The sequence below is a fragment of the Butyrivibrio sp. FCS006 genome, from assembly GCF_000424525.1.
GTDB lineage: Bacteria > Bacillota > Clostridia > Lachnospirales > Lachnospiraceae > Butyrivibrio.
Genome location: NZ_AUKB01000015.1, coordinates 39,630 through 47,103, shown reverse-complemented (window position 1 = coordinate 47,103; position 7,474 = coordinate 39,630). Strand labels below are relative to the sequence as shown.

The 7,474-nt window shown below is 40.0% G+C and carries 6 protein-coding genes; all 6 read left to right on the top strand.

All coding sequences use genetic code 11. The features are described 5' to 3' along the window. Positions 1-115 precede the first annotated feature (115 nt). The 6 genes from G633_RS0107160 to G633_RS0107135 all read left to right on the top strand — a co-directional run bounded on the left by G633_RS0107160 (position 116) and on the right by G633_RS0107135 (position 7,355). On the top strand, positions 116-457 hold the full coding sequence (locus tag G633_RS0107160) for a hypothetical protein (protein WP_026519507.1): 342 nt from the start codon (positions 116-118) through the stop codon (positions 455-457). 328 nt (positions 458-785) lie between these two features. Continuing rightward, a complete protein-coding gene (locus G633_RS0107155) occupies positions 786-1,268 on the top strand; it encodes a hypothetical protein (RefSeq protein WP_155834929.1) in 483 nt (160 codons plus the stop codon). Beyond that, positions 1,261-1,692: a hypothetical protein gene (locus tag G633_RS0107150; RefSeq protein ID WP_026519505.1), complete on the top strand. Its 432-nt coding sequence runs from the start codon at positions 1,261-1,263 to the stop codon at positions 1,690-1,692. The genes G633_RS0107155 and G633_RS0107150 overlap by 8 nt, the downstream gene beginning before the upstream one ends. An 84-nt stretch (positions 1,693-1,776) precedes the next feature. Continuing rightward, a complete protein-coding gene (locus tag G633_RS0107145) occupies positions 1,777-2,148 on the top strand; it encodes an SMI1/KNR4 family protein (protein WP_026519504.1) in 372 nt (123 codons plus the stop codon). 578 nt (positions 2,149-2,726) lie between these two features. Beyond that, the gene (locus G633_RS17700; RefSeq protein ID WP_051200028.1) at positions 2,727-4,385 is read left to right on the top strand and encodes an ABC transporter substrate-binding protein; all 1,659 of its coding nucleotides are present in this window, start codon (positions 2,727-2,729) and stop codon (positions 4,383-4,385) included. A gap of 24 nt (positions 4,386-4,409) precedes the next feature. Then, positions 4,410-7,355: a bifunctional diguanylate cyclase/phosphodiesterase gene (locus G633_RS0107135; protein WP_026519503.1), complete on the top strand. Its 2,946-nt coding sequence runs from the start codon at positions 4,410-4,412 to the stop codon at positions 7,353-7,355. The last annotated feature ends 119 nt before the right edge of the window (positions 7,356-7,474 follow it).

Sequence of the window (7,474 nt, the reverse complement as noted above, 5' to 3'; positions counted from 1 at the left end):
CGTGGTGTCCCAATCGGAAATTACGTCAGACCAATCACCTTCATCATAAAGAAAGAGCAGGGACTGTAAAAGCCTCTACTCATATATTAAGAATCAATATTTGTAGGAGGAAGATATGTATTCAAAGGATGATTTCGGAAAAGATCTTATAAAAGAGGTTCGAGATCGCACCATTAGACAGTATCATAAAAAAATAAGTGGTTTGATGAAATCAGAGGATAATCAGGCTCTTTTTAGAAGATATGAATCATTGGATGAAAGCGCTAAGGAATTTATTAAGGACCTAATCCCTATGATTGTGGACACAAGCCTTCATAATACTTTGTGTATGATTGAAGATAGCGATAATTTTATACTTACAGTCGGTGAAGATGATATTCGAGATGTTTCAGATGGATTAGCTGGCGAGTTATACACTGAAGATGGCTGGATTGCAAAATATTCATCAGAGCGTTAAATTCAAGTTTGTCGGGATGAACGTTGGAACATAAAATCGCAATATAATTTGCTAAAATAACTTGGTTAAAAAACCTTCAGAGCATCTCAAGTCTAAAGGGTAACTTCTTTTGATACTGTTGTAAAACCAAAGTCGACCCTCAGTTTTGGGACAATCCCCGGAACTGAGGGTTTTGCTTGTGAATAGGAAATTATCAGCGTTTATTTTTCCGTGTTTTGAATTGTGGATGCATGCCCTGATGGTATAATGTCATAAAAGTACGAAAAATAGTTGTGTTAACGTAATGAAGGAATGGTTTCGTTCGAATTGGAATATGAATGGAGAAAATATGGAAAACTATGATTTTTGTTTAAGGCCTAGAGGAAGGTATTTGGCGTTGCTTTCTTTGGCGGTGTCAATAGCCATGTTCGCATTTTCGGGGATATATCTGCCACACGAAGCTTTTGCTATTGAGCGGGACAAGACAGAAGTAGTTATAATTATTGCAGTAGTAGTTTTCTTTGTTTCCATATCGGTATGGTTCTTTATAAAGTACCTTGGAATGTTCCTTGAAAAGATATACGTTAAGGGAGACAAGATTACTATATGCGTCTATCGCAAAAGGCAGTATTCAGTTAGTGAAATTACTGAAGCACGCATTGAATACATTGGTGGCGGCAATAGGCAGCTTGAGTGTTTAACACACTATTTTAACGGAAAAAAGTGCTGGTTATTTCTGGAGATTGGTGAGCACATGCATAATTATGATCTGTGGTATAAATACATACAGGATGCCGGAGTAAAGATAACATCAGAGGAAGACAATGGATAATAAGATAGTACTAAAAGGAAATAGAAGTGCTGGAATGAGAACCGCAATAGGCGCGGTAAGTACCTCAACAATAGCTTGCGCGGCAGTACTTGCAAAAGGTTTTATTGGTAATTCTCTTGCAGAAACAGTGATTCTTTGCATCCTCTATGTTTTAGCGGGAACAATCATTGTATTTCTGGTTTATTTTTTGACAATTAGCAAAATAGTAATATATGATGAATATTTCGTTATCTATAGAGGGTTACTTCGAAGGAAGGTATTATTTTCACAAATTTCCAGATGCTTTTTGAGAGGCAGTGTCCTTACGATTTATGGAGGACCATCTGAAGCTGTCATTAATCTTGGGGATTATGATAACGCTTATAAGTTGATTGAGCTGTTAGAAGCGAATAATTTTGTGATTGAATATATTAACCGAGGCTAACAAATACGATAGTCATTATGGAGATGGAACTAGTTTATATGGATATGATGAATATTATCATGGTAAGAATAAGGGTGGATATGAATGAATGTATTCAATCTGATAAATAAAAAGTATAAAGAGAAGATAAGTTTACAGGAACCTTTAAACTGTGATGATACTCTTCCTAAAGAGTTGATAGCAATACTTGGGCATTCAAACGGGATAATGGAAATTATGATTCATCCTAAGACCGGAGAAATGATGGAAATTGGATGGATCATCTATCCCTATGATGAAATCAAAAAGTGGAGTTCTTTTTATCAGAATGAGTACGGATTGTCAGGCGTGGTGTTCTCGGATGATGGTGCAGGCAATCCATTTTATTTGTTTGATGGTAAGGTTTATGAATTTGATCCTATAGATAACGAATCAGAACTAATTGCAGATTCACTTGAGGAATTTTTACGGAATTAAATGATATATTAAATTGGAAGATAATTGATCAAAAATCATGGCTCAAATCGTAGAATTCTTCATATGAGATCCTGAAAACGCAATACAGAGCATTTAGAACACCCAGAATCTTTGACAAAAGACCCTCTGGGTGTTATTATAAAAGAAAACGCTTTAACACGTTAATACTGCACTTCGTAAAACTAAGGTTATATATACTTCCCCAAAACCGTACAGATGGTACAGAAATGTATCTAATGTACGGCTTTTTCTTGCCTTTTTTTAGGATAATATTACTTAGTTAACATCGTTCACATCGAACAGAAAGAACAGTCAACCTATACATGAAAATTGCATTAGGATTTCTGAAAACCCTGTATCTTCTTGGTATAGAGACAGAAGATAAAACAATCGGTGTATATGCTGAGTATTATTCCAAGTGCTAGCATGAACACTGATGAAATGATGGACATGGCAGAAGAATGGTTTATGGACATTTAAGATTTTTTGCGTCCCGTTCATGTTACAATTAAATGGTAATATTATGCCTAAATATCGTTGGTGTCATGCAAAAAGTTTACTAAAGAAAGGAGGCTGCCATGAAGAATGATTATTTTTGTAGGATATTCCTATGCGTTCTGCTGACAGCTTCGATTTTCGTAGATACTTCGTGTGGATCGCAGACATCAACAAGCAAAACGCTCCAACAATTTGAGCCCAAGAAATATGAAACATCACATTTTCTGGTGGCGGTGGAAGACGAGCCTGACACAGTAGATTTCCAATGCACATCTATCCATTACACCATTGCTCAGAATGTATTCAACCGTCTCGTAGAAATGGAGAACGATGAGGCGGGAAATATGCAGATACTTCCTTCCCTGGCCAAGTCCTGGGAGATTTCCGATGACGGAAGGAAATATACTTTCCACCTACAGGAAGCTGTAGAATTCAGTAATGGAAAGCCGCTTACAGCGTCTGATGTACAATTTACATTTGAAAGGCTTTTAACGCACCCGGATTCCTGTAATAGCGATATAGTCGATATAATCGTCGGTGCTGGTGAACTGGAAAGTGGGGAGACAGACCATCTGGAAGGCTTCAGGATTCTTGATGACCTGAACTTTGTCATAACAATAGAGCAGCCATTTGAGGCTTTTTTAGCCTGTCTCTCAATGCCCGGAGCCTCAATCCTTGACCAGGAATCGACTATGGCGGCAGGAGATCTCTTTGGGAAAGATCCAAAATGGACGATAGGGACAGGCTCTTTTGTCCTAAGAACATGGACGCCCGGAGAAGGAATGCTCCTGACTGCAAATCAGCACTGCTGGATGGGCATTCCTAAATGCGAAGGACTTGATCTTCGCTTTGTAAATGATGCCCGTGAGATCCGAAGAATGTTTGAAAATGGAGAGATTGACGTGCTTGATCTCGATGAGCTTGGCAACGCTGCAGAGTTCTTTTTACATGGAAGTGAGTATCAGGACAGGCTGTTCAGCGTTCCACGTATTGGAATAACGTATATTGCGATAAATGAGAGCATAGAACCTCTGAGTGATGTGCGAGTGCGTAAGGCCATGCAGATGGCAATAAACCGTCCGGTTCTGTTGGCTGCGGTTTATGGCGGTCGTGGACAGATTGAGAATGGAATATTCCCGCATGGGCTTTATGGCTATAACCCTGATCTTCCGGAAATCCCTTATGATCCGGAGGCGGCAAAAGAGCTTTTGGCAAAGGCCGGCCTCGAAGACGGTTTTGACCTTACTGTCAGTGTGAACTCTGCTTCGACACGATGGGAATTACAGGTCCTTGAGATGGCAAAATCCATGTGGGACGAAGTAGGTATAAGGGCAAAAATAAAAGTTATAGACGAAAGTGACTTTATGAGCAAGAGAAAGAATGGAGAACTTGCATGTTATACGGCTCAGTGGATGGCAGATTTTAATGATCCTGACAATTTTATCTACACATTTTTTGGGAATAGCCATAATACTACTTATCGTAGTCTGTGCTATTCGGATGAAAAGGTCATGAAACGAATTCAGCAGGCTCGTGTAATTTCAGATTCGAAGGAGCGCATCAAAGAATATCAGGATCTTGAACGCATAATTGTTCAGGAAGATGCTGCCTGGATTCCTCTTTATTCCAGAACACGTTACTACGTTACATCGGAGAGACTTCAGGGGATACAAGCGTCCTGGAATGGTTCGGTAAAAAACAAGTATTGTGAAATGTCCATAATAAGTGATGAGGAGTAGGTTTCTTGAAAAAGGAGTTAGTCAATGTATTCAATCCGCTCTAAAATCGCAATAATCACGGTTCTGGTAATCCTTACGAGTGTTCTGTCTGTCTTTGGCGCAAGTTATTTTATTATCCAAAGAGAAACAGACCAGAATTCCGTAGATATGATGAATCTGATAAATTCAGATACTGACAAAGCTCTTGAAAAGTATTTTGAGAGTATTGAGCAGTCTGCAGAAATTACGTCCAATATCGCTATTGATGATCTTGACAGCGTTGTATTGGCTAATTATGGTGCAATAAAAACCGGAACGGATATAAGCGCACAGACACCTGATCAGATCAAAGCTTTGGATGATTACTTGGAATCTTATTGCAATAAAGTTCAGGGATTATTCTCCGGAGTGGCGGAAAATACACAAGGAATAAACTCATATTACTATTGCATCAGCCCTGAGATCAGTAAAAATGTTCATGGATTCTTCTACATGAAAGAAGGAAAGACGGGCCTTATTGAAAAAGCTCCGCTTGATGCGTCAAATCTCACACCCAGTGAGCAACTCGGTGCAACCTGGTATGATACTGCCGTTGACATGGGAAGGCCCGGATGGGTTGGCCCATACATTTTCCAGAAAGAGTGGATATATTCATACTTTGTTCCCATTTATAAAGCCGGTATGCTGATCGGTGTACTTGGAATGGATATTCCCTGTGAGATTCTTATAGATCAGGTCAAAGATATCAGTATCTACGACACCGGTTTTGTTTGTCTTCTTGATAAAGACGCAAAGGTAATCTATCATCCTGATCTTCCAATCACAAGCGATCTTGATGAATTACAGCTCAGCGTTTCGTCTGAAACCCTCACAAAAGAAAATAGCGGTAATGATCTCATACGCTATGAAGCCCATGGCACAAAAAGGCAGATGTCTTTTTCCACACTGTCAAATGGTATGCACGTGGTCTGTATTGCGCCAACAGAAGAGATCAATGCTCCCTGGATCACACTTATCAGAGATATTGCACTGATTACCGTGATAGTCATCTTTGTTTTCGTTTTACTGATTCTCCTCGTGATAGAAGCACTTACCCGTCCTTTGAAACAGCTCACAAATGCTTCAAAGAGGCTTGCTGATGCTGACTATGATGTTGATCTGACATATCAGGGCAAGGATGAGATTGGCGCACTGACTAATGCTTTCATGCGAATGAGGGATCAGCTGAAGCTTTATATTGAGAATCTGAATCATCAGATCTTCTATGACACAATGACAGATATTCCTAATATGCGTCACTTTTTTAAGCTGGCGGTAGAGGAAAAGAAACGCATCCTTTCAGAAGGACTTGATCCGGTAATGGTCTATATCGATATTATAGGTATAAGATACTATAACCGACAGTATGGATTTGAAATGGGCGATAAGCTTATTATGGATTTCTCCAAAATTCTGGCCGAAAACTTTGGAGAACACCGAATTTGCCGCTTTAGCGGAGATCATTTCACTGCAGTCGCAGAAGGAGACAAGGTAGATGAGATACTCCAAAAAGTTTTGGATGAATGCAGAACAGCCGTGGATGGAAAAGAGCTGCCGATTCGCGTGGGAATCTATAACAACGCCCTTGAAGATGTAGATGTGAACGTTGCCTGCGATCGTGCAAAATTTGCAGCCGACAGGAAGAAGGGAGAGTTGTCTTCAACAATTACATATTATGATGAAGACATGCTAAAGAGGAACGAGATCAATGTTCACATCATCCAGAATCTGGACCGTGCCATTGAAGAAGGCTGGATCAAGGTGTACTATCAGCCAATCGTGCGCGCTTCCAATGGTCAGGTATGTGATGAAGAGGCTCTGGCACGCTGGATAGATCCTGAACTTGGGTTCCTTTCACCGGGATATTTTATTCCTGCTTTGGAACAGGCCAAACTGATATATAAGCTTGATCTTTATGTGCTGGAACAGGTACTTAAAAAGATGAAGAAACAGAAAGAACTGGGATACTACCTGATATCCCAATCTATCAACCTGTCCCGTATGGATTTTGAGAGCTGTGATATCGTAGAGGAAATACGAAAGAGAGTTGATGCTGAAGGCATTGACCATTCGCTTATTTCTGTGGAGATTACGGAAAGTGTAATCGGTGAAGAATTTGACTTTATGAAGGAGCAGGTTGCCAGATTCCAGAAGCTTGGATTCCCGGTTTGGATGGACGATTTTGGAAGCGGCTACTCATCTCTGGACGTACTTCATCAGTTGCACTTTGATCTAATCAAGTTTGATATGCGCTTCATGGAGCGCTTTGATGAGGGTGAAGAAGGAAAGATCATCGTAACCGAGCTTGTAAATATGGCTATAAGTCTGGGACTTGATACTCTTTGTGAAGGCGTAGAACTGGAAGAACAGGTAGAATTCCTGCGTGAGATCGGCTGTACGAGAATACAGGGCTACTACTACGGAAAACCTACTCCTTTTGAGGAAATAGTTGCCAAGATTGAAAGGGGAGAGGCGCTTACAATAGAGAACCCGGAGGAGGCAGAATATTATGCATCGATAGGACGCCTCAATCTGTATGATTTCTCAACGCTTTCTAATGGAGAAAATGATGAGATCATGACGCAGTACTTCAACTCACTGCCTATGTGCATTATAGAAGTCAATGACACAAAGTTGTGGTATAACCGTTGTAACCGTTCATACCGTGATTTCCTGAAACGGACGTTAAATATTGACTTCAATACATTAAAAAGAGATATACTCGATACTAAAGACAGAGATGAATCGACATTTCTTAAGGCTATTATGCATTGTGGCAGGAAAGGTGGACGTTTGGTTGTTGATGAAAAAATGGGTCAGGATACGTATGTCCACACATTAATCCGTCGAATTGGAGTCAATCCTGTAACAGGTACGTCAGCAATCGCTGTGGCAATCCTGACAATAGCTAACGAGTCAACATCGGGAATGGACATATCTATATATTCCTGAGGGTTTGCCCGAAGGATAAGGGCGCTGAAACAGGGATGTTTCAGGGCTCTATTATATTGCCAGATGAATTTAACATTCAAATAGGGAATTAGGAGGGTTTATTTTCTCAAGATAATGAT